The organism is Streptococcus parasuis, from assembly GCF_021654455.1.
Lineage (GTDB): Bacteria > Bacillota > Bacilli > Lactobacillales > Streptococcaceae > Streptococcus > Streptococcus parasuis.
The window spans coordinates 707,982-729,261 of record NZ_AP024276.1 but is presented as its reverse complement, the minus strand read 5'-3'; the positions used below and the strand labels follow the sequence as shown (position 1 = coordinate 729,261).

At 39.4% G+C, this 21,280-nt stretch carries 17 protein-coding genes and 2 pseudogenes; 3 read left to right on the top strand and 16 right to left on the bottom strand.

Annotated features, from left to right (window positions below):
• Positions 1 to 125: 125 nt before the first annotated feature.
• On the bottom strand, positions 126 to 3,497 hold the full coding sequence (cas9, locus tag L6410_RS03655) for a type II CRISPR RNA-guided endonuclease Cas9 (RefSeq protein ID WP_237396129.1): 3,372 nt from the start codon (positions 3,495 to 3,497) through the stop codon (positions 126 to 128).
• Between the two features lie 156 nt (positions 3,498 to 3,653).
• Here cas9 and mnmE point away from each other — a divergent pair, with 156 nt between their 5' ends.
• Both mnmE and L6410_RS03645 read left to right on the top strand, forming a co-directional pair.
• Positions 3,654 to 5,027, top strand: a complete 1,374-nt coding sequence (gene mnmE / locus L6410_RS03650; protein WP_172016685.1) for a tRNA uridine-5-carboxymethylaminomethyl(34) synthesis GTPase MnmE — start codon at positions 3,654 to 3,656, stop codon at positions 5,025 to 5,027.
• A gap of 110 nt (positions 5,028 to 5,137) precedes the next feature.
• Positions 5,138 to 6,214 carry a hypothetical protein gene (locus L6410_RS03645; RefSeq protein ID WP_024396285.1) on the top strand — a complete coding sequence of 359 codons (1,077 nt, stop codon included), beginning with the start codon at positions 5,138 to 5,140 and terminating at the stop codon, positions 6,212 to 6,214.
• Between the two features lie 70 nt (positions 6,215 to 6,284).
• Here L6410_RS03645 and L6410_RS03640 read toward each other — a convergent pair whose 3' ends face one another.
• The 11 genes and pseudogenes from L6410_RS03640 to L6410_RS03590 form a co-directional block, all read right to left on the bottom strand.
• Positions 6,285 to 6,866, bottom strand: coding sequence for a LemA family protein (locus L6410_RS03640; protein ID WP_024396286.1), 582 nt, complete (start codon positions 6,864 to 6,866; stop codon positions 6,285 to 6,287).
• A 70-nt stretch (positions 6,867 to 6,936) separates the two neighbouring features.
• Positions 6,937 to 7,716 carry a TPM domain-containing protein gene (locus tag L6410_RS03635; protein WP_237396114.1) on the bottom strand — a complete coding sequence of 260 codons (780 nt, stop codon included), beginning with the start codon at positions 7,714 to 7,716 and terminating at the stop codon, positions 6,937 to 6,939.
• 68 nt (positions 7,717 to 7,784) lie between these two features.
• Positions 7,785 to 8,366: a uracil-DNA glycosylase family protein gene (locus L6410_RS03630; protein WP_024392415.1), complete on the bottom strand. Its 582-nt coding sequence runs from the start codon at positions 8,364 to 8,366 to the stop codon at positions 7,785 to 7,787.
• The gene (locus L6410_RS03625) at positions 8,353 to 8,811 is read right to left on the bottom strand and encodes a GNAT family N-acetyltransferase (protein WP_172040233.1); all 459 of its coding nucleotides are present in this window, start codon (positions 8,809 to 8,811) and stop codon (positions 8,353 to 8,355) included. The genes L6410_RS03630 and L6410_RS03625 overlap by 14 nt, the downstream gene beginning before the upstream one ends.
• A 519-nt stretch (positions 8,812 to 9,330) precedes the next feature.
• On the bottom strand, positions 9,331 to 10,731 hold the full coding sequence (pepV, locus tag L6410_RS03620) for a dipeptidase PepV (RefSeq protein ID WP_172040232.1): 1,401 nt from the start codon (positions 10,729 to 10,731) through the stop codon (positions 9,331 to 9,333).
• 255 nt (positions 10,732 to 10,986) lie between these two features.
• Positions 10,987 to 11,751, bottom strand: a complete 765-nt coding sequence (locus L6410_RS03615; RefSeq protein WP_024396290.1) for an ABC transporter permease — start codon at positions 11,749 to 11,751, stop codon at positions 10,987 to 10,989.
• Positions 11,748 to 12,398 (bottom strand): ABC transporter ATP-binding protein, encoded by a 651-nt coding sequence (locus tag L6410_RS03610; protein WP_029749919.1) that lies wholly within the window; start codon positions 12,396 to 12,398, stop codon positions 11,748 to 11,750. Before L6410_RS03610 ends, L6410_RS03615 begins: the two co-directional genes overlap by 4 nt.
• Entirely contained in the window at positions 12,388 to 12,822 is a 435-nt protein-coding gene (locus tag L6410_RS03605) for a cupin domain-containing protein (RefSeq protein WP_202593196.1), read from the bottom strand. Before L6410_RS03605 ends, L6410_RS03610 begins: the two co-directional genes overlap by 11 nt.
• Positions 12,823 to 12,964: 142 nt before the next feature.
• Positions 12,965 to 13,345: a DUF4825 domain-containing protein gene (locus tag L6410_RS03600; RefSeq protein ID WP_024392409.1), complete on the bottom strand. Its 381-nt coding sequence runs from the start codon at positions 13,343 to 13,345 to the stop codon at positions 12,965 to 12,967.
• 151 nt (positions 13,346 to 13,496) lie between these two features.
• Positions 13,497 to 14,156, bottom strand: a pseudogene (locus L6410_RS03595) (class I SAM-dependent methyltransferase); the annotation flags it as partial.
• Positions 14,157 to 14,368: 212 nt separating this feature from the next.
• Positions 14,369 to 14,698, bottom strand: a pseudogene (locus L6410_RS03590) (ATP-binding cassette domain-containing protein); the annotation flags it as partial.
• A 118-nt stretch (positions 14,699 to 14,816) separates the two neighbouring features.
• Here L6410_RS03590 and L6410_RS03585 point away from each other — a divergent pair.
• Positions 14,817 to 16,568 (top strand): IS1634 family transposase, encoded by a 1,752-nt coding sequence (locus tag L6410_RS03585; RefSeq protein ID WP_237395190.1) that lies wholly within the window; start codon positions 14,817 to 14,819, stop codon positions 16,566 to 16,568.
• A 98-nt stretch (positions 16,569 to 16,666) separates the two neighbouring features.
• Here the strand turns inward: L6410_RS03585 and L6410_RS03580 are convergent, their stop codons facing one another.
• The 4 genes from L6410_RS03580 to cdaA are packed head-to-tail and all read right to left on the bottom strand — an operon-like array spanning position 16,667 to position 21,176.
• A complete protein-coding gene (locus L6410_RS03580; protein ID WP_237396103.1) occupies positions 16,667 to 18,211 on the bottom strand; it encodes an ABC-F family ATP-binding cassette domain-containing protein in 1,545 nt (514 codons plus the stop codon).
• Positions 18,212 to 18,261: 50 nt separating this feature from the next.
• On the bottom strand, positions 18,262 to 19,614 hold the full coding sequence (glmM, locus tag L6410_RS03575; RefSeq protein ID WP_024392406.1) for a phosphoglucosamine mutase: 1,353 nt from the start codon (positions 19,612 to 19,614) through the stop codon (positions 18,262 to 18,264).
• Positions 19,615 to 19,627: 13 nt separating this feature from the next.
• A complete protein-coding gene (locus tag L6410_RS03570) occupies positions 19,628 to 20,332 on the bottom strand; it encodes a CdaR family protein (RefSeq protein WP_024396293.1) in 705 nt (234 codons plus the stop codon).
• Positions 20,325 to 21,176, bottom strand: coding sequence for a diadenylate cyclase CdaA (gene cdaA / locus L6410_RS03565; RefSeq protein ID WP_160864559.1), 852 nt, complete (start codon positions 21,174 to 21,176; stop codon positions 20,325 to 20,327). The genes L6410_RS03570 and cdaA overlap by 8 nt, the downstream gene beginning before the upstream one ends.
• Positions 21,177 to 21,280 lie beyond the last annotated feature (104 nt).

Here is a 21,280-nt window from a genome sequence, read left to right as displayed (position 1 = left end):
GGGGTGCTTGATTTCGGCATGAAGCCTTATCTTTGTAGGCTCAGCAAGATTTAAGTAACAGTGTAAGGCGTCCCTTACACTTACAGTTTACACCTTTTACTTAAAAAATGCAACCCCTTTCTTACTTATTTTTTAAATGTTAACTGAGGTCGCTCTCCCTCTTGCTTTATAAAGTGTTTAAACCCTAAAATATCTGTTCTGACTTTATAAATTGATAGGTTTGGTTTATTGAGACCTTTTATACATCGACCTACTTTATCCACTGCTCCAAAAATACTCATTAATTCTTGACCTCCTTCAAACTTAGCCTGATCAAATGGCTTCAATTCTACATAATGTTTTTGATTAGGTTTGGTTCTAGAAAGAAAGCGGAATAATTGTTGCTCTCTATTTACACTATCGCAAATAAGTAATAAATCATTTTTATATAAACTAAATTTGAATTGTGATTCATTCGAAATACCTTCTTGAGATTTGATAAGGCCATATTTTTCTTGGGTAATACCATATTCTCCTGTCCCTTTCTGATATTTTAAGTCCGAATATTTCAAACCTAAAATCTCATATTTCCCTGTCTGTAAATTGAAATAGACATCTGCTCTCCATGGATACAAAGATTGTAAAACAACTAAATTTCGGCAATTAGTTGGAGTAATATTGATATGATTACCCAATTTATTATCATAGTATTTCAAGGACTTAATTGCAGGACCGTTACCTTTTCGGCTATATTTTTTTAGATAACCATTTTCTTTGTAGTATCTTTCGAAGGGATTGCCCACTTCATTTCCTTTCTCATCATATTCCCTATAATCCCGTAAAACAATCTCTATTACTTTTTCCCAAGTCTCTGAATCTTTATTGTACATTAAGAAAGATGCTTTATCCTTGTTGTACCGCTTCAAGAACATTTCATAGCCAGCTTGTGTGTATATATCTTTAATTTTACCAAGAACATATGTCTCTTCTACTTTATCTTTTCCAAGCTGTGCTTTTCTAGTTGCATAAATTGTAGCATCCGAAATTTTACGATTCACTTTGGAATCAACTTGGTATGAGAACAAGATCTCATCGTCAAAAGCTGAACTAGATATTGTATTCACAAATCCTTGATAAGGAGGTTGGTAAACAAGTTCTTTATATTGATCATCCGTTAACTCGAGGATTTCCCCGGTTTCTAAATCGACTTGACGCCCTTCTGTATAGTCAAAAATGAGTGGATTTTCCTGTTTATTCCATAACTTTAATTGACTTGATGCTGCAACAATCAGGGCATCAACTGCATGGTGATGATATGTATCACGCGTCTTTTCGATTCCCCATTTATGACGTAGCTGAGCAGTAAACTGACCTCTGACCACTGATACCTTGGTTGATTTCCCAGCTGTTCTATAATAATCCTGCAAAGAATTAAGTATTACTTTAGACGCATAACGGGTATCTACTAAATTACGTTGAATAAATTTACTCCGTACCTCAAATACATCTATATCTTCTTCAAACGTCAGATATTCACGTTTTTTCTTTCCAATTCCTTTACATTTAATCACATAGTCTTTAAATTCTCGATAGGACCAAGCTGTTGTTGTACTTTGCAGATAGTTATATGGTGTACGTTGACCCTTTTCTTGGTTAGCAGTTGCTAGAACCAAGACTTTATTTGATAAACTATCATCAAATGTCAATGAAAGTGGTAAGATATGATCAATTTCATACTGACTCTGGTTGTGAATCAAATCATGAATTGAGATTGGCAGACCAGTATATATACAACGCTGTCCTTGCTGATACCAGAGACGAATCTTCGTTGCTAACTGATTGTGTCCATGATATACATTGCCAGGAAGTTTCTTCTCACCACAATACAATTCAGCAGCACGACGGATTGAATCTTCTTTTTCCTTCGCATTAGCCTTCTGCCCATCCGCAATCCTTTTCTTTTCCTCATCCTCGTTACGATCGCGCGGCATCTCGATTACAATTTGTTCAAATTCCCCCCATTTTTTGATTGCTGCATTGATGATTTTAAGAGTCTGACGAATCGATTTTGCAACGACAGGATTATATATTTCATCTGCAATTTCATCTACATTAATTGAGGAAGTAGGTCTAGAAGAAATACTTTTCTCAAACTTTCCTAATCGCGTTAAGATTGTCATTTGTTCATCAGATGTTGCATATAATTCTGGAATTAACTCCAGCATAATTTTTTGAGATAAATTGTGCCAGCCTTTTGCAAATAATTGGCTTTTCGACTTTCTAAAACTTGCTAACCCCTTGACTTGTTCTTCATCAAATACATTTGGCAATTGATTTTGCAAGGCCTCTCGAATTCCTTCAAAATCGGTATTAAGGGTTAGAATATCAGCCAATGTATCAAGCTGTTCTCGTGACATTTCTTCAATGCTTACTAACGGAGCTAGCCCTTTCATTGCTCGATAGATTTCGAAGGTATGTATTTCGGGTTTATCCTTATTATCTAAACGATACCCCCTAATATCTTCAATCTTACAATCCGCAAGTTTCGCAATCTGTTGCAATATTTTTCCAGCCCCTAAAACCGACGTTTCTTTAGCATAATTTACTAAAAATTCTTTTTGTTCCTGACTTAACTTTTTCGTTTCAGTAGGCACTGTTAAATTGTTTAAATCGTTTAAAAAATTAAATTCTTGTGCTGTATAGGACGCTCTCGAAGAACGAAATTGATCTGGATAAAACGTACATTTACCAATAAGAATTCCAAATAAATTCTCTAGAGTTGTCCCATCTGTTCTATAAATACCATAGTCAGTTCTAGATTTCTCATTCCCTGGACCAACATAATACTTTCTTTTTTCTCTTAATAGCTCGATTAGCTTATCGCAAAATTCATCAGATATAAATTTATGATACATTTTTTGACAATCTAAAATTTTCTCAACTTCCTTGACATAATCTGATGTTGAAAAAACATTGATAATTTGTTGAGATTGCCCATCCTCATCAATTATCGTAAAATTTCCACGCAACTGACCGTACTTCTCCAAGCGCTCTAACTGAATTTCTCCTGGTGTTTTACAAGTCAATAACTGTCTATTACGCTCGATAGCTTTAGCATAATCACTTCTTCCCGCTTCGTTATCTGACTCTGCATCATCTAGATAGGATATTCCCCTGCGCTTCATAATATTCTTTATAGAAATATATAATTCTTCAACTGTTAGTTTTTGAGAGAGGCCTTTCACGCGAAGAACATATGGATTATCTGACGACATTTCTCCATCTAAATTAATATGAAAATCATTAAATAAATCATCTAATCTTTTAATTCTGTGTTTTTTTCTCCTAATCAATCGACGACTTCCACGAAAAGTTCGGCGTTCTGCATTATTAGCAGCATTTGCAGATGGAAAAATACGAGAGCTTGCATGAATGATTTCTCCCGTCTGTGCATCTATGACGCCTACTCCGACAGAAGCAATACCAATATCAAGGCCTAAAATTTTACCGTTTGTCATATAAAAACCTGCTTTCTCTTTATTATCTCAAATCTATTTTACCCCTTTTGTAAACCGTTTTCAATATCTATTTATGTTATCTCATCTTTCAAACATGCTTTTTTTGTCTTTCCATGTTAAACTAATAAGTAAGATTTTTTTAGAAAGCCAAACTCTATGATCACCAAAGAATTCGATACAATAACTGCTATTTCTACTCCTCTCGGTGAGGGGGCAATTGGGATTGTTCGTCTGTCTGGTACAGATGCATTTGCCATTGCAAGCAAAGTTTTTAAAGGAAAGGACTTAGCGACTGTGCCAAGTCATAGTCTGAACTATGGACATATTATTGATCCGGCGTCTGGACAGGTACTAGATGAAGTGATGCTCGGTGCCATGCGATCTCCAAAGACCTTTACGCGCGAAGATGTTATTGAAATCAATACGCATGGGGGTATCGCCGTCACGAATGAAATTCTTCAATTGTTGATTAGACAAGGTGCCCGAATGGCTGAGCCTGGGGAATTTACCAAGCGGGCCTTTCTCAACGGACGTGTGGATTTGACCCAGGCAGAGGCTGTCATGGATGTCATCCGTGCCAAGACCGACAAGGCTATGCACAACGCAGTCCGTCAGTTGGATGGCTCTCTCTCTCAACTGATCAATGAAACACGTCAGGAAATCCTCAATACTTTGGCTCAAGTCGAAGTGAATATTGATTATCCAGAGTATGATGATGTTGAAGAGGCAACCACAGACTTAGTCCGTGAGAAGACTCTCCAGTTTCAAGCTCTTTTGGAAAATCTTCTCCGAACCGCTCGTCGAGGTAGGATTTTACGTGAAGGTATCGCAACAGCTATTATCGGTCGACCAAATGTGGGAAAATCCAGCCTACTCAATAATCTCCTCCGTGAGGAAAAAGCCATCGTTACAGATATTGCAGGGACAACTCGCGACGTTATCGAAGAATACGTCAACATCAAAGGCGTCCCTCTCAAGCTGATTGATACCGCTGGTATCCGTGAAACAGATGACATCGTTGAAAAGATCGGTGTGGAACGGTCTAAAAAAGCCCTTGAGGAGGCCGACCTCATCCTGCTAGTCCTCAACGCATCCGAGCCACTTACCGAGCAAGACCGAAATCTATTAGCCATTTCAGACATGGCAAATCGGATAATCTTGCTCAATAAAACAGACCTAGAAGAAAAAATTGAAGCTGATCAACTACCTGAGGATGTCATCCGCATTTCTGTCTTAGAAAATCAAAACATTGATCAAATCGAAGAAAAAATCAATCAACTCTTCTTTGAAAATGCAGGTTTGGTGGAACAAGATGCTACCTACTTATCTAATTCACGACATATATCATTGATAGAACAAGCTGTCCAAAGTCTTCAGGCAGTTAATGAGGGATTGGAAATGGGTATGCCTGTCGACTTGTTACAGGTAGACCTAACACGTTGTTGGCAAATATTGGGCGAGATCACAGGAGATGCTGCTCCAGATGAATTAATTACACAACTCTTTAGCCAATTTTGTCTTGGAAAATAAATATAGTCATGCAAAAATATTTGCATGACTTTTATATACAAAAAAACACAAAAATACTTGTTGATTGCTGTAAATTATATTATACTAAAAAATAGAAAGGAGACTCTACGATGAAAAAATTAGTTGTTGCTTTACTAGCTGCATTTTGCCTTGTTTTTTCTTATATTGGTTGGAAAGTAAATTCTTACCAACATGGCGATGTAACATTATCTAAGGATGCTGATTTTTACCTTGTTTATCCAGATAAAATCGAAACCTTTCAGTTATCTAGTGATGGCCCTATCCTCCTCAATACTCAAAAAATGAACTCTGAGAACTATTTTGGATCGGGAAAAAATTATATTTTAGATAATCGATATCTAGTTTATGCCAATGATCAACACAAAGTAGTCAATGATAATCTCGTTTCAATTGACTTCAAAAGTGGAAAGATTCTTCGTAAAGCTAGTCAGTATGCTTCTTACTTAAGTGGCACTGACGGTCAATATTTCTATACTGCTGGTCCTTACCATACTCTGGCACAATTCGATAAGAAATTTGAAACCTCCCAAACACTTGTGTTAAATGATGACTTCATTCCCTTTCCAGCTATTTATGTAGATGATGATTCGGTCTACATGACTGGACTTAAAAGGGAATTATATCAAGCTGATACTGAAGAAAATGTCTTATTAGTCTGTGATAAACAAAATTTCTTCAAACAGAAAGTTTATAAATACGATAATAACCTTGCCACTGGAGAGGGCGTTATGGCAAATGGAATCATTTATCTCCCTGTCTTTGGAAATAAAACAATGGAATATGAAAAAATTGAAAGGATGTCTCAACTTCTGACCTTTGATACTTCAAAACGGACATTTTCATCAATTACATTAGAACATTCTTCACCGAGCGCACTCTATCCACTAAAAGATAAAAATTTACTTTTTATCGAACACACTGATTACCAGTTCAGTCCCATCTCATTTACCATTTACAATACAGAAACTGGGGAACAAGTTTTTCATTCATTGAAGGAGTTAAATCCTCGACCCCACCATCTTGAACATGTCCGTCAAATAGACGATCGTCGTTTGATGATGATTCTTTCGGATACTCTTATCATTTATGATTTGCAGACTAAAAAGATAACCAATAAAACGACCTTATCAGAAGATTATGTGAGTGGTGTTTGGGTCAATCCATAACAAAATAGAACTCGTTTTTTGCCGAGTTCTATTTTGTTATTTCTAATCTAATGAAAACAAGAATCCTATTCTACTCTTCATCACTCAAATCAACACTTGGCACAGTGGTTGCCGCATCATTTGTGGCTTGGAAAAGTTCAACTTTTTCATATCCGAATAGACCTGCAAAGATTGATGTTGGGAAGCGTTTGATTTTTTTATTGTAAGATGTTGCCACTGCGTTATAATCTTTACGGGCAACTAAGATTCGATTCTCGGTACCTTCAAGCTCTGTAATCAAGTCTGAAACCTGTTGATTAGCTGTCAATTGTGGATAGTTTTCTGCCACTACCAATAGTCGAGAAACTGCAGAATCCAACTGACTTTGAGCTTGGTAATATTCACTCGTTCCCTGTTGACTGGAGCCGATTTTAGCACGCGCTTCTGCAATAGCAGTAAATATTTCTTCCTCGTGTTCCATGGCTCCTTTGACAGCTGCGACTACATTAGGTATCAAGTCATAGCGTCGTTGCAACTGTGTGTCTACATTGGCTTGCGCATTTTCAACTTCAGCATAACTGTCCACCAAGCCATTGTATTGCCCGACTGCTCCCATTCCTAAAAATAGCAGAGCTAGGACTGGAATGAGGAGAACCAACCATTTCTTTTTCATATGATTTCCTTTCTAACAATGATTATACATTCTAAAAAAAGAATAGCTATCAGAATCTTTACAAGATTCCTTACCAACCGGAAGAGGCACCTCCACCTCCTCCGCCACCACCGGACCAACCACCGCCACCGAAGCTGGACGATGAGGAATTAGACGAGTGATGATTGCGGTAGTGATGCTGATCATCCACCAACATCCAGAGCAAATTGCCTGGTCCACCACCACGACTGGATTTTTCAATGATCACAAAAATAATAATCACTACAACAACAGTTAAGAAAGCGAAAAAGCCCTGATCCTCTTCCGATGTTCCCTCATCTAAGGTGGCTAACTGGCTCTGACCAACGCTGGTACCATAAAACTGATCACCAATGGATTGAACAATATAGGTTACACCGCCATTGTAGTCTTCCTGTCGAAATAATTCTCTTGCATTTTCGAGAATTTCTTTGGCTTCTACATCTGTCAAGACTGTCGCAGCATTATCTGACGTTTCAATCCGAAATTCCCTATCTTCTATTGCAATAACCAGAAGTATTCCATTATTTGTGCCTGAAAATCCAACTTGCCACTGACGGAATGTCTCATTGGCCAAACTTTCGATATCTGTCCAAAGACTATTCGTCATATAGACACCGACCTGTAAACCTTGTTCCGTTGTTGACCAATCGAGATTAAGCTGATCAATTTCAGCAATAGTCTCACTAGAAAGTAATTGAGTATCATCTACTACTGTTGTATCTATCGGTCGGTCAGGAATCTGATTTGCATTTACTAAGGCAGGTGGAATTAACAACCAAACCGCTAAAATAGTTAGACAAGTGACAATCAGTGTTTTCCATTTTCTCATCAGAACACCTCCTTCGATGAACAAAGATAAGAAAAATTTATTAGGTATATATATACAATTATATCATGTTAGTTTTGCTTTATCAATATATTTATGTTGTTTTTCAGCAATGGCAAAATCTCTTCAACAAACCAAGGATGTTTAGCTTGCCAAATATTGTTCCTTGGCGATGGATGAGGTAGAGGAAAATAGGTGGGTAGGTAATCAGCTGCATTCTCCACTCTCTCAGTTACAGTCCTGTGGGATTCTCCTAAATAATAGTCCTGGGCATACTTACCAATCAACAAGGTCAGCTCAATCTGGGGTAGTTGCTTCATAATGAGCGGGTGCCATTTGGACGCAAAATCCTTACGAGGCGGCAAATCCCCAGACTTCCCTTTTCCTGGATAATAGAAATCCATAGGAAGAATAGCAAAATAGCCAGATTCATAGAAGAATTCCCTATCTACTCCCAACCATTTGCGAAGATTCTCTCCACTGGCATCATCAAATAAACGACCTTTTTCTTGTGTTTTTAATCCCGGTGCCTGTCCAATAATGAGGATTTTTGCGGTAGAAGATGCTTGGAAAAGCGGCTTTATCCCATTTTTCGTAAAAGCTTGATTGGGTAAATCTTCCATAATCGCCTGACGAATATCAGCAAGTTCCATGATGTCCTACTTTCTTGACCATTGTTACATCTGCTTCTAGAGCATGAAAACCGCATTTTTTATAAAAGAAAAAGGCTGGAAGAGTGCGTTCAGTTTGCAGGAGAATATGAACAATCTTTCTCTCGACCAGCTGCTCCTCAATTCTTTTTAGGAAGTCTTGCCCGATTCCTCGTCCCTGGTAGTTGCGAGCAATACAGAGCTCTTCAATACGGTATTCGGTCCCCTCATACCAGTAGCGAATATGACCGAGAGAAAGGGCAATGAGGCTACCTTGGTCAAGCAATCCAAAACAAAGTGCTCTAGGGTGCTCCAGTAAATCACCTATATAACGGTCTAATTGTTCCTCATCCGACCAGTCGTCATTCCAAGGCTCCTGACTAAATACAGATAAGAACAACTCTTTGACCATTTCCATATCTGCAACTGTGAGTTCTTTCAGTTCCATTTTCCCTCCTAAAAAAGACGGGCAAACCCGTCTTGATATGAACCCGTATTCACAAGTAAAGTACTTTGATATAAGAGATAGTTTTTCGCTAATCAAGGCAGTTTTTTGGGGCTGGGCTCAAGCCCAGCGCCACTTCTCAGAGTTTGTATCAACATCTCAGCGCAGTGGTTGATTGGGTTTAACAGTCCAGTGGACTGTTAAAGGTTGGAGATAAGATTTGTGAAGCAAATCTCTGCAATTCGTGTTTTACACTCCAAATCCGACCTCTACGACTGTTGCGAACAAGTTCGCTTCATTTCCAACCTCCAACAGTCACTACTCTGACTGTTGGAGCTGTGCGGGGGTGGGAGTGAAACAGTCTGGGGATAGACTGTTTCAGGTCAACAACTTGAAACGAAAATTTGTTGACGAACTCGTTTTGAGACCAATCGAGTTCTTTCTCACTCCCAAAAAACGAACGATGAGTAGCTGAAAAACTAGCCTTAGATAAAAGTGCTGTACTGTAAATATGGGTTCGTACTATTTGATTAATTCATAGATAGCTTCTGCGTAAATGGCAGCGGCGCGGTAGAGTTGCTCAACTTCGATAAATTCGTTGGCTTGGTGCATGGTATTGACATCGCCCGGGAACATGGCTCCGTAGGCAACACCACGTTTGAGTAAGCGGCCGAATGTACCACCACCGATTACTTGTTCGTGACCTTTCAAACCTGTGTGTTTTTCATAAACAGACAAAAGAGTTGCGACCATTGGGTCATCGATTGGGCAATAATGTGGAGTGTGACCATGCTCAGACAAGCTCACAGCTTCTACGCCAAGTTTTTCCAAATCAGCCTTGATGGTTTCAGGGTTAGTATTTTTGGGATAACGGAAGTTGAGGGCAATGGTGTTGTCAGATGAGTTTTCATCAAACTTAAAGACACCTGCGTTCATAGAAAGGGCACCCATTTGTTCATCGTAGATGGCTACGCCAAGTTTTTGTCCATCGTGGTCTTCCAGAAGGACTTGACCAGCCAAATCAAGATAGGCTTTAGCTGCTCCATCAAAGGCGAATTGGCTGAGGAATTTTGCCAAATAGGTTGCTCCATTGACACCTTCTTCTGGGGTTGAACCGTGGGCTGATTTTCCGATGACGGTGACTTGAACTTGACCGTTTTCAAGGTTTTCCGCGTCAGCTTTTAGGCCATAAGTGGCTGTGAATGCTGCTAACTTGCTGTCCAAGTCTGCTAGGTCGCCAGAGATAATAGCTGTCGCAGACTCAGGCACCATGTTCTCACGCAAACCACCTGTGAAGGAATGCAGTTTAGCAGCTCCGCTATTTTCCCCTGCAAAATGCAAATAAGCTGTGATATTGCCCTTTTCGCCGTTGATAATCGGGAACTCAGCATCTGGAGAAAATCCGAAATCTGGCAAAGGAAGGCCGACGTGCTCGAAGTAGTAATCCATGTCCGCCCAGCCTGACTCTTCATCGGTACCAACTATGAAACGGACTTTTTTAGAGGTCGGAAGACCCAACTCCTTGATGATTTTCAAGCCATAGTAGCAAGCCATGGTCGGTCCCTTGTCGTCAGAGGATCCGCGGGCAAAGAGCTTACCGTCGATGATTTGCGGCTCGTATGGGTCGGTATTCCAGCCACTTCCTGCTGGCACCACGTCCAAGTGACCAAAGATACCGAGGACTTCGTCGCCCTCGCCGAATTCAAAGTGACCTGCGTAGTTGTCAACGTTCTTGGTTGGATAGCCATCACGCTGAGCGATTTCTAAAAACTTATCCAAGGCACGCACTGGGCCAGGTCCAAATGGATGCTGGGCATCTGCCTGGCTGTCGTCACGCTCAGAATTGATGCGTAAAAGGTCAAAGAGGTCCGCTAGAAACTCATCTTTGCGTTTATCAAACTCTGCTCTAAAATTAACTGTCATGTGTTCTCCTTTTCAGTATCGTCATTTGGTTTATCTTTTATTACATCGTTAACTCGTTTTGCCGTACTTCAGGTATGCCTGCGGCTGTTGACACAAACTTCGTTTGTTTCATCTCCGACCTTCAAAGGTTCCCCGAACCTTTGAAGCTAGTAATAAAAGTAAACCAAAAGACTATATCAAAGTAAGTCTATTTTATCATATTTTCGCAGACTTCACTGTTAAAAAATGACCTTTCACACAGAAAGATCATTTTCCTTATTCAAAATCTAACTGAGTCCTATCTGTAAAGTAAGTCTTATAGGCCGCATATGAGGCTATAACAGATGCGAGACTGGTTGCTGATAGCAGCATGAACATTACCATAATCTGATAGCGGATGGCTTGGACAGGGTCTACTCCTGCAAAAATCAGCCCAGACATCATTCCTGGTAAACTGACTAAACCAACAGTTTTGGCTGAGTCAATTGTCGGTTGCATACCAGTCCGAATGGATTCTCGCAAAATTTCCTGTGAAGCCAATTTACTCGTTGCCCCTAGACTTAATTTTTCCAACACCTGTTGGCGGTTATCAGTAAAGGACCGGTACATTGCTCGATAGGATAGACCGATTGCTGTCATTGCATTACTAGCCAACATCCCTGAAATTGGAATGACTTGAGAAGGTATTAATTGAATGGCCCCTGATAACAGTAATAATCCTAAAGTGATACTGGTGGAAGTGAGCAAAGCAAGAAAAGGATAAATCAGCTTTTTGTTCTTGTTTGGATTGCGTTTATTTGCTTGTACACTGGCATTATAAAGAATAATCAACACCATACCCAAACTGAGGAAAACATTCGAAACTTGAAAAATAAATTTTAAAATATAGCCAACAACGAATAATTGAACAATCGTACGGACAACCGCTACTAAAATATCTTTCGTCAGCCCTAGTTTCTCTTTTTGACTTATCCCCATCGCAAGTAGAACCAAGCCGAAAATTAAGACTAGGGATAAATTATCTACTGAAACAGAGTTCATTGTTGCATCCTCCCATCTTTCATTCTCAAAATATGCTTAGCCCCATCAATTTCTGATTGGTCATGTGTCACTTCAATTAATGTTTTTCCAGTTGCGTGGTAATCAGTAAGTAGTTGATTCACAATAGCTTTGGTCTCCGCATCTAACCCTGCACTAACTTCGTCTAAAAGCAAAACTTGAGGTTCAAAAAGTAAATTGCGTATAAGAGCGACACGTTGTTTTTCACCACCTGATAATTCTGTAATCCCTTGGGTAAGAAAATCTTCACCTAAATTTACATTTTTTAAGGCTGTAATTGCTTTTGATTTATCAAATTCTAACTGCCTCACTGTGAATGGAAAACGCAGATTGTCTTCGACTGTATTTCCAAAAAGTACTGGTTGTTGAAAGCAATAGGAAACTTCTCTTCGATAGGTGGGCATATCCAGCTTCTCTATTTCCTTTCCTCTAAAAAGAATCTGGCCTTGAGTTGCTGAAGTAAGCCCTGCCAATAATTTTAAGATGCTACTTTTTCCGCTACCCGAAGGCCCAACCAAGGTTAGACGCTCACCTTCACTAACAGAAAAATGAATATCAGTCAAAATCGACTTACCTTTATCAGATAAGCCGACGGATTTTAGTTCAAAAATCGGTGTATTAGTGACCATGTTCTTCAGCTTCTTCCGCAGCAAGTGCAATAGCTTGTGTTTCATGAACCGTACCATGAGCGTGATGGGCTGGTCCATAGATAGAATAGATTTTGAGGTCTTCTTGGCCAATATTGATGACATTATGGTAGGTACCGTTAGGAATCAAGATAACATCTTCTGGTCCAACTTCTCTATCCAAGGTAATCTGTTCAGCAGATTTACCCATGATAACTCGGCCATGACCTTGTTCAATGCGGAGGAACTGATCGTTTTCATTGTGCACTTCCGCACCAATATCTTCTCCGACTGGAATGGACATCAAGGTCACTTGAAGCAATTCACCAGTCCAAATTGCTGTTCGATAGTTTGTATTTTCTAGCGTAGCAGTTTCAATATTGGTTACAAATGGATCTTTTCCATAATCTTTCATTGTCATAGTTATCGCCTCCAATTTATAATGATTCTAAACTTTCTTTAGAACAATTCTAATTATACTCCTATCTATCAATATGTCAAGTATTTTGAAAGTATCTGATAAAATTCAGACGATACTCATAATTGAGAAATGACCTACATAAGGCAGGTCATTCTTTATTATATGAAACTATTTCTTTCTGGGTTTCTTCATTGATAAAGGTTACCTTTCCTAAATTAGCAATCAAGTCAAAAATGGAATTACTATTCTGCTCTAAATCTAAATAGTCAGAGTCAGGCATCTCAGTTACTTTCAAATAGATGATAAGCTCATATGGTTCTTCATCTGAACGTATTTCAATATGATCATAGGTGTAACCTGCTGGGTAATCCTGTAAACTTGCAATCTTAACTACATTGTTATTATCTCCGATATATTCGGTCCTATACTGCTCAAGAGAATCCATTTCGTTTTTAGCTGGCTGGCATGCAAATAAGAATATGGTAGTTGGAAATATCATCAATATAATCCGTTTAAATTGGTGCTTCATGTTAAATCTTCCTTTCAATCCTTTATTATCAGTTACATTACTATCAAATATATACTAATATATTTCAATTAACTAGTCAAAATATTTGAGATCCTATTGTAAAACACTCAATCAACTATAGAAAAAACTACCTTTCGGTAGCTTAACTCTATCATTTTATGGACAAATTCGCCAGATAGTCTGAACCAAATCGGGATAGACGATTGCGCTGATCCTTTGATTCATAAAAATCGATCATGGCAAAACCAGCTCTTAATTGTCCAGCAATCTGTTCTTCTAAGGTGTGGCTAAATTCATAACCATATTCTGGGTCAATCGTAATTTGGCCTTCTTCTTCTAATTGGCGTGAATTGAATGGCAGGCTATATTTTGGGGTCAAAGAATTTTCCGGATGTTTCCAAACATCATCAGCATCAAAGACATAAATCCATGGATTCATATAGCCAACCATAAGCAGGCCACCCTTTTTCGAAACACGAAAGGATTCTTGCCACATATTGGTCAAATCTTCAATATAAACATTTGAAACAGGGCAAAAAATAATATCGAAAGTTTCATCCTCAAAAGGAAAAGCTTGTGTCATATCTGCCTGAATCGTCTGTAAATCTAAATTCTCTCGCTCTGCAACGAACCTATCTTTTTCCAACTGTTTCAGAGAAAAATCCATTATAGTCGTTTCATAACCATGAGCCGCAAACATCGGCCCCTGTTGACCACCACCACAAGCTAGTCCCAATAATTTTTTTCCTCTAGCTTTTTCAAACCAGTCAAGTGGAACTGTCTTTCCAACTGTCAGAGCGACGGTGAGGGGGAAAGAACCCGACTGGTCAAAAAGAGTTCGTCAACAAGTCTTTATTTCTAGTTGTTGAGCTAAAACGGTCTATCCCCAGACCGTTTTACTCCTCTGAGAGGTCTAGCCAGTGTGACCACGTTCTATTCTGTTCATGTTTTTACCTCCTTTACTATGCTCATTCTATTATAGTATAAGCATAAAGAAAAAGCTACCTTTCGATAGCTTGTTTCTTAAGTCAGGTCATTAAAATCCCAAACATCGTCAACCCAGCCCTCATAGAAATCAGGCTCATGGCAGACCATGAGAATAGAACCCTTGTAGGCTTTGAGAGCTCGTTTAAGTTCATCTTTGGCATCCACATCTAAATGGTTGGTCGGCTCGTCAAGGATAAGTACATTGTTTTCACGGTTCATAAGCAAACAGAAACGAACCTTAGCCTGTTCTCCACCTGAAAGGACTTGAATCTGGCTTTCGATATGTTTAGAGGTTAAACCGCAGCGAGCTAAGGCAGCACGGACTTCCGCTTGATTAAGTGCAGGAAAGGCATCCCATACCGCTTCTCGAGTTTATCAGTTAATTCATTTCACAACCGCTGTTTTTGCGATAACAGCGGTATTTTTTTAACATTTTATTGATATTTTTGTTGTTGTGAACGGCGGTGTATGTTATAATATATTTATGGCATTTATTCGAATTACAAAAAACAGAGAAGGCCGTAAACATGTTTATCTTGTTGAAGGATATCGTGAGAACGGAAAGTCAAAACAACGGATTCTTTATAAATATGGTTTGTTGGACGAATTGGAAGCGAAAGAACCAGGCATTCTTGAGCGATTAAAACGTGAAGCAAAGGAAAACTCACAAGCTAAGTCTGAGGAATTTCTGATAAAACTTTCTTTGAAAGATCCAATGAACAAACCTGACGAAAACATTGGTTGGAAGATTTTAGAAGATCTTTATACTACACTTAAGTTACATCAATTCTTTAAAAAGAATAAGCCGTCAAAAATGACGATGGACTTAGATGAAACAGTTAAACTACTGATTTTTCAACGAATTCTTAATCCGGGAAGTAAATATAAAACTTTCTACCACCAAGCTTCCCTATTCGGAGATTGGAATGTTCCATATAATTCAGTTTATCGGTCACTAGATATCTTAAATACCTTTCAATCAGAAATTCAACAGCACTTACATCAAGAAGTTAGCCAATTAACGAATCGAACTGGAACCTTAGTGTTTTATGATGTTACCAACTATTTTTTTGAAATTGATGTTCCTGATGAAGATATCCGTGATGAAAATGGAGACCTTCTTGTCGAGGGGCTTCGTCGAAGAGGAGCTAGTAAAGAATATAGGAAAGACCCCATTATCCAAATGGGATTATTCATGGATATGAACGGTATTCCTATCGCTTATAAACTATTTCGAGGAAACCTTACAGACCCTATCACTTATATTCCAGCAATTGAGCAAGTAAAGAAACAGTTTGGGATTGAACGGTTGGTAGTGGTCGCAGACAAAGCGATGAACAGCACAAATAACCTGAATGCCACTATAAAGAACAATGACGGCTGGATCTTCTCGCAAAAGCACCGTGGGAAACGAGGTGCTCCGAAGGATATTCAAGAAAAAATATTGGAAGAATCTGGTTGGCAGTTTAATCAAGATATCACTTTCGCTAAAAAGTCTTACATTCGAGAGAGAAAACTTGGGACCAAGAAGGATTCTCCAACCGTTAAAGAAAAAGTACTACTGACCTGGTCAAAGAAATATGAAGATAGAGAACGGATTCGACGTGAAGGGGCTCTTGACTATGCCAATAAGCTAACTGATGCGGAATTGTTTCGACAAACGAGCAAGAAGGGTGGAAAGAAATACCTTGAGTTGAGCTATTTGGATAAGGAAACCGGAGAGGTTAAACCATTTTCGCCACTTATCCGAATTGACCAAGAACAGGTCGAATTTGATGCTCAATTTGATGGGGTTCATGTCCTTGTGACCAGTGAGATTGAGATGGAAGATGATGCCATATTAGAGGCCTATCAAGAATTATCTGCGATTGAGAATTGTTTCCGAATTACAAAAACAGAGTTTGAAACGAGACCTGTTTATGTACGAAAAAATGAACATATTGAAGGCCATTTCCTAACCTGCTTTATCAGTTTAGTGATGATACGCTTATTGTATTACATTACCGATAAGAAAATGAGTCCTGCTCGAATGATAGAGGGCTTAAACAGTATGTTAGCTGCAGATATGGGACAAGGGATATATAGAGTCAAGCAGAACCATGAAGCAAGTGAGTTACTTCATTTATTAGGAATCACTTGGGATCGTGGAACTGTCAGACATGAAGATATTCAAAAGTTAGGGAAAAACTGCATACACAACACAATTTATGACTCAAAAAAGCTCCCTAAACGTTGATTTGACAGCGTTTAGGGAGCTTTTTTCATTTTTTAACTGATAAACTCGAGATTATAGTATAAGCATAAAGAAAAAGCTACCTTTCGATAGCTTGTTTCTTAAGTCAGGTCATTAAAATCCCAAACATCGTCAACCCAGCCCTCATAGAAATCAGGCTCATGGCAGACCATGAGAATAGAACCCTTGTAGGCTTTGAGAGCTCGTTTAAGTTCATCTTTGGCATCCACATCTAAATGGTTGGTCGGCTCGTCAAGGATAAGTACATTGTTTTCACGGTTCATAAGCAAACAGAAACGAACCTTAGCCTGTTCTCCACCTGAAAGGACTTGAATCTGGCTTTCGATATGTTTAGAGGTTAAACCGCAGCGAGCTAAGGCAGCACGGACTTCCGCTTGATTAAGTGCAGGAAAGGCATCCCATACCGCTTCAAGTGGCGTCTGACGATTGCCGCCAGCTACTTCTTGCTCGAAATAGCCTAGTTCCAGATACTCCCCGCGCTCCACAGAGCCACCGAGCGGTGGAATAATGCCTAGAAGACTTTTGAGAAGGGTGGATTTACCAATACCGTTGGCACCGACAATGGCAATCTTTTGGTTACGCTCAAAGGTTAAATTGAGCGATTTACGTGTTAAAACGCGATCGTATCCTATTTCCAAATTATTGGTCTGGAAGATAAATCGACTTGGTGTGCGTGCCATTTTGAAGTCGAAGGATGGCTTTGGTTTTTCGGACTGAAGTTCGATAATCTCCATCTTATCCAACTTCTTCTGGCGAGACATGGCCATGTTTCGAGTTGCAACACGTGCCTTGTTACGGTTAACGAAGTCCTGCAAGTCTGCAATTTCCTTCTGCTGGCGCTCATAAGCTGCCTCCAACTGAGCCCGCTTCATGGCATGGACTTCTTGGAATTGGTAGTAATCACCTGTGTAGCGAGTCAAAAGCTGATTTTCCACATGGTAGACAATATTAATCACATCATTCAAGAAAGGAATGTCGTGCGAAATCAAGACAAAGGCATTTTCATAGTTCTGCAAATATCGTTTGAGCCAATCAATATGTTCAGCATCCAAGTAGTTGGTTGGTTCATCTAAGAGCAAGATATCTGGTTTCTCTAAAAGCAACTTAGCCAAGAGTACCTTGGTCCGTTGACCTCCAGACAATTCCGTCACATCCTTGTCCATACCGTATTCCATGACACCAAGAGCACGAGCTACTTCATCAATTTTGGCATCTAAAGTATAGAAATCACGACTTTCCAAGCGATCTTGGAGTTCTCCAACCTCTTCCATAAGAGCATCAATATCAACCCCGTCTTCAGCCATTGACATATAAATATCATTGATACGAGCTTCGGTTTTGAATAATTCATCAAAGGCTGTGCGTAAGACGTCACGGACTGATTGACCCTTTTCTAATTTAGCATGCTGATCTAAATAACCTGCCGTTACATAACGTGACCATTCAACCTTACCTTCATCTGGTTGCATTTGACCTGTCACGATGGACATGAAGGTCGATTTTCCTTCACCATTGGCACCGACGAGTCCGATATGTTCCCCTTTCAAGAGACGAAAGGAGACATTTTCAAAAATTGCACGGTCACCAAAACCATGGCTCAAATTCTTTACTTCTAAAATACTCATAAATTCCTCACAAAAGAGGCTGGAAATTCTTCCAGTCTCTGTTTACTCTTTTAATCTAAACCGATTTCAGCACGAACCACATCTGCGATTGTATCTACATAATAGTCAACCTCTGCATCTGTTGGGGCTTCCGCCATAACACGCAATAGTGGCTCAGTCCCACTTGGACGAACTAAAATACGACCATTCCCTGCCATCTCTGCCTCCATCTTTTCAATGATAGCTGCAATAGCAGGAACCTCCATAGATTTATCCTTCATGCTGTTTTCAACACGAATATTGACTAATTTTTGTGGATAAATCGTAACTTCTGCTGCCAATTCTGACAAGGTTTTACCTGTTTCTTTCATGATTTTAGTCAGTTGCACAGCGGTCAATTGGCCATCACCTGTGGTGTTATAATCCATAAGAATTACGTGACCAGATTGTTCACCACCAATATTGTAACCTTCTTTGCGCATTTCCTCAACCACATAACGGTCTCCAACTGCTGTCACAGCTTTTTCTATTCCTTCGCGATCCAAGGCCTTATGGAATCCGAGATTGGACATAACTGTGGTCACAATTGTATTTTTAGCCAATAGACCACGATCAGCAAGGTATTTACCAATGATATACATGATGCGATCGCCATCTACTAAATCACCATTTTCGTCTACAGCAATCAAGCGATCGCTATCACCATCAAAAGCAAGACCGATTTGACTACCTGTTTCCTTAACTAATTCTTGCAATTTTTCAGGATGCGTAGAACCAACGCCCTCATTGATATTCAAACCGTCTGGATTTTCAGCCATAACCGTCAAATCTGCACCTAGGTCTGCAAAAATTTGGCGAGCAGATGTTGCCGCTGCACCGTTAGCTGTATCCAAAGCAACTTTCATACCTTCTAATTCAGTACCAGTTGACACTAAAAATTGTTGATACTTGCGTAGACCTTCTGGATACTCCACTACATCTCCCAAACCTTGGGCAGATGGACGAGGTAATGTATCTTCTTCCGCATCAAGAAGAGCTTCTATCTCTGCTTCCAATGCATCATCTAATTTGAAACCATCACCAGCAAAGAACTTAATTCCATTATCCTGTGCTGGATTGTGGCTTGCAGAAATCATAACCCCTGCGCTAGCTTTTTCTGCTTTGACTAAGTGGGCAACACCAGGTGTTGCGAGCACACCAAGTTTATATACATGAATACCTACTGATAAAAGACCTGCAACCAAAGCAGACTCAAGCATTTGTCCTGAAATACGCGTGTCACGCGCCACGAAAACTCGAGGTACATCCGTTTCATGTTGACTAAGGACATAGCCACCAAAACGACCTAGTTTAAATGCCAATTCTGGCGTCAATTCTACGTTTGCTTCTCCACGGACACCGTCCGTACCAAAATATTTACCCATTTTTATTCATTCCTTATTTTGTTTGTGTAACAACGACTTGCATATTTGCTTCTGTTTCAGATAAAACCACTGGCAAGACATTTCCATCACTATCAACTGCCTGTAGCTTGGCTGTACCACTATAATTTGAGTCTAAATTACTAATATCAACCGCAACTGCTTCCACATGATCAATTTTTGCCATGGTTTCTTCATCAGTAGTCACCTTTACAGAGCTGACATCCATAGTAACTTTAGACACACTATATCCACTTGCCAATTGATTGCTATAAATGACCCCTTCAACGGCTAAACTCTGACTAACTTTTTTCCCGATTTTAACAGTAATAGCATCTGGTGCCAAGGTGGCACTGACACCCGCTGGTAGATTAGCTAATTGTAATTTAACTGTTTGCGTGCCATCCGTAAGCTCTCTTAAATCTGCAATAACTTGAAAAGTGCGAGTCGATTCATCAGATTCTCGTTGTAGAAGTACACGGTTGGATCCTCGTAACTCGACAGCTACAGTTGAGGAGAAACCAGATATAAAATACTTATTCGTGTCGTATTCAATGTCAATTGGGACGCCACTTAAAGTATGAACATAGGTTTCTGATTCGGTATTACTCGCAGATGACTCTGAATTTTTATAATTGGTTGTCGTAGCATAGAAAAAGAGTAAGAGGGCTAAAAAAATAGATAGGGCGAGATGGCCAACTGTTCTAAACTTTTTATTCATTCTTGCCTCCCCTCAATCGTTTCCATACAGATTGTTTGACATCAGGTTCTCGAATAAAAGTAGCCCGTAACTCTGCTTCAAACTCTTCTAAGGTCAGATCATGTTTGAAAATGCCATTATGTGCAATAGAGATACTGCCCGTTTCCTCTGAAACAATAAAGACAAAGGCGTCTGACACTTCCGATAATCCAATCGCAGCGCGGTGTCGCGTCCCAAATTCCTTAGATATCCCTGCACTTTCAGACAGAGGCAAATAGGCACAAGCTACTGCGATTTTGTCCTCCTTAACGATAACTGCCCCATCATGCAAAGGTGTATTGGGAATAAAAATATTAATTAACAATTCCCTGGACACATCTGCATTTAATGGAATTCCGGTAGAACGATACTCCTGCAAGGTTTGCGCTTGCTCAACCGCCACTAAGGCTCCGATTTTCCGTGGGGACATGTAAGCTACCGACTTAAGAAAGGCAACTATTAATTTTTCTTCCGCACTGACGGTATTTGTCGTAAAAATCTGAGTTGTTCGCCCAAGCTTTTCCAACATAGCTCGAAATTCAGGAGCAAAGATAACAACCGCTGCAATGACACCATAAGTGATAACTTGGTTAATCAACCAAGCTATCGTTTGTAAGCCAAAAATACTTGCTACGATTTGAGCAATAATAAAAAGAAATACTCCTCGAATGAGGGTCATAATCTTAGTTCCAGCGATGGCCTTACTAAAATTATAAATCAAATAAGCAACAATACTAATATCTATTAGGTGAAGAAGAGCAGTCCATGGACTTGCTATCAAACTTGACCAATAGCCTGAATCAAATAATTGGTTTAAGTTTATCATGTATACCTCACACTTTCTAAAGTATAACACAGTAGTGTTTCTATTATATCACAAATTAGTCACAAATATGAGACCGAGCTCTCTTTAACTGATAAAAAAAGTGA